Here is a 2,717-nt window from a genome sequence, read left to right on the forward strand (position 1 = left end):
TGCTAATGTAGAAGAACAGCGTGGGAAAGCTGACCGTAGTAGGTGATAGTCCTGTATTCGAAACATTAGCGTTAACATATTAAGTAGAGCGGGGCACGAGAAATCCTGTTTGAAGATGGGGGGACCATCCTCCAAGGCTAAATACTCCTGACTGACCGATAGTGAACCAGTACCGTGAGGGAAAGGCGAAAAGAACCCCTGTGAGGGGAGTGAAATAGAACCTGAAACCGTGTGCGTACAAGCAGTGGGAGCCTTAATTTATTAGGGTGACCGCGTACCTTTTGTATAATGGGTCAGCGACTTATATTCTGTAGCAAGGTTAACCGTTTAGGGGAGCCGTAGGGAAACCGAGTCTTAATAGGGCGTTTAGTTGCAGGGTATAGACCCGAAACCGAGTGATCTATCCATGAGCAGGTTGAAAGTGTCGTAACAGACACCGGAGGACCGAACCCACTGTCGTTGAAAAGCCAGGGGATGACTTGTGGATAGGGGTGAAAGGCTAATCAAACTCGGTGATAGCTGGTTCTCCCCGAAAGCTATTTAGGTAGCGCCTCGGACGAACACCATTGGGGGTAGAGCACTGTTTCGGCTAGGGGGTCATACCGACTTACCAAACCGATGCAAACTCCGAATACCGATGAGTGATATCCGGGAGACACACAGTGGGTGCTAACGTCCATTGTGGAGAGGGAAACAACCCAGACCGCCAGCTAAGGCCCCAAATTCCTAGTTAAGTGGGAAACGAGGTGGGAAGGCATAGACAGCTAGGAGGTTGGCTTAGAAGCAGCCATCCTTTAAAGAAAGCGTAATAGCTCACTAGTCGAGTCGGCCCGCGCGGAAGATGTAACGGGGCTCAAACTAGGAGCCGAAGCTGCGGATTTGAATTTGTTTTCAAGTGGTAGGGGAGCGTTGTGTAAGCCTGTGAAGGTGTGTCGTAAGGCATGCTGGAGGTATCACAAGAGCGAATGCTGACGTGAGTAACGATAATGCGAGTGAAAAGCTCGCACGCCGGAAGATCAAGGGTTCCAGTCCAACGTTAATCGGGGCTGGGTGAGTCGACCCCTAAGGCGAGGCCGAAAGGCGTAGTCGATGGGAAATCGGTTAATATTCCGATACTTGTTTATAATGCGATGGAGGGACGGAGAAGGTTATGTCAGCCTGGCGTTGGTTGTCCAGGTGAAAGGATGTAGGCTTACAACTTAGGTAAATCCGGGTTGTTACATGGCTGAGATCTGATAGCAAGCTGTACTTGTACAGTGAAGTGGCAAATACCATGCTTCCAGGAAAAGCTTCTAAGCAATAGTTATAAACGAATCGTACCCTAAACCGACACAGGTGATCAGGTAGAGAATACCAAGGCGCTTGAGAGAACTCTGCTGAAGGAACTAGGCAAAATGGTACCGTAACTTCGGGAGAAGGTACGCTGCTGATGGTGATAGGACACGCTCCTTGAGCTGTTGGCAGTCGCAGATACCAGGCTGCTGCAACTGTTTATTAAAAACACAGCACTCTGCAAACACGAAAGTGGACGTATAGGGTGTGATGTCTGCCCGGTGCTGGAAGGTTAATTGATGGGGTTAGCGTAAGCGAAGCTCTTGATCGAAGCCCCAGTAAACGGCGGCCGTAACTATAACGGTCCTAAGGTAGCGAAATTCCTTGTCGGGTAAGTTCCGACCTGCACGAATGACATAATGATGGCAGCGCTGTCTCCAGCAGAGACTCAGTGAAATCGAAATCGCAGTGAAGATGCTGTGTACCCGCGGCTAGACGGAAAGACCCCGTGAACCTTTACTACAGCTTTACATTGAACTTTGACCTGACTTGTGCAGGATAGGTGGGAGGCTTTGAAGCCGAGACGCTAGTCTCGGTGGAGCCAATCTTGAAATACCACCCTGGTCATGTTGGGGTTCTAACTCAGGTATAACAATACCGAGGACAATGTATGGTGGGTAGTTTGACTGGGGCGGTCTCCTCCTAAAGAGTAACGGAGGAGTACGAAGGTGCGCTCAGACCGGTCGGAAATCGGTCGTAGAGTATAAAGGCAAAAGCGCGCTTAACTGCGAGACCCACAAGTCGAGCAGGTACGAAAGTAGGTCTTAGTGATCCGGTGGTTCTGTATGGAAGGGCCATCGCTCAACGGATAAAAGGTACTCTGGGGATAACAGGCTGATACCGCCCAAGAGTTCATATCGACGGCGGTGTTTGGCACCTCGATGTCGGCTCATCTCATCCTAGGGCTGAAGCAGGTCCTAAGGGTATGGCTGTTCGCCATTTAAAGAGGTACGCGAGCTGGGTTTAGAACGTCGTGAGACAGTTCGGTCCCTATCTACCGTGGGCGTTGGAAATTTGAGAGGATCTGCTCCTAGTACGAGAGGACCAGAGTGGACGAACCTCTGGTGTTCGGGTTGTCACGCCAGTGGCATTGCCCGGTAGCTACGTTCGGATGGGATAACCGCTGAAAGCATCTAAGCGGGAAGCCCACCTCAAGATTAGATTTCCCTAAAGAGCCGTTGAAGACTACGACGTTGATAGGCAGGGTGTGGAAGTGCAGCGATGCATGTAGCTAACCTGTACTAATTGCTCGTTTGGCTTGACCATACAACACCCAAGTGGTTTGTATGAAAGCTCTAATTAATCTATCTTGTATAAGCGAAAGCTTATAGAATAAAAGAAAGAATATTTCGATATCACCTTTAACCTTGATTCAGTTAGGTTAC

The 2,717-nt window shown here is 49.6% G+C and carries 1 rRNA gene; it reads left to right on the forward strand.

What is annotated here, in order from left to right:
* Window positions 1–2,598, forward strand: a 23S ribosomal RNA gene (locus JMW94_RS14575); the annotation flags it as partial.
* Between the last annotated feature and the right edge of the window lie 119 nt (window positions 2,599–2,717).

The organism is Psychrobacter immobilis, assembly GCF_904846185.1.
GTDB classification, from domain to species: Bacteria; Pseudomonadota; Gammaproteobacteria; order Pseudomonadales; family Moraxellaceae; genus Psychrobacter; species Psychrobacter immobilis_B.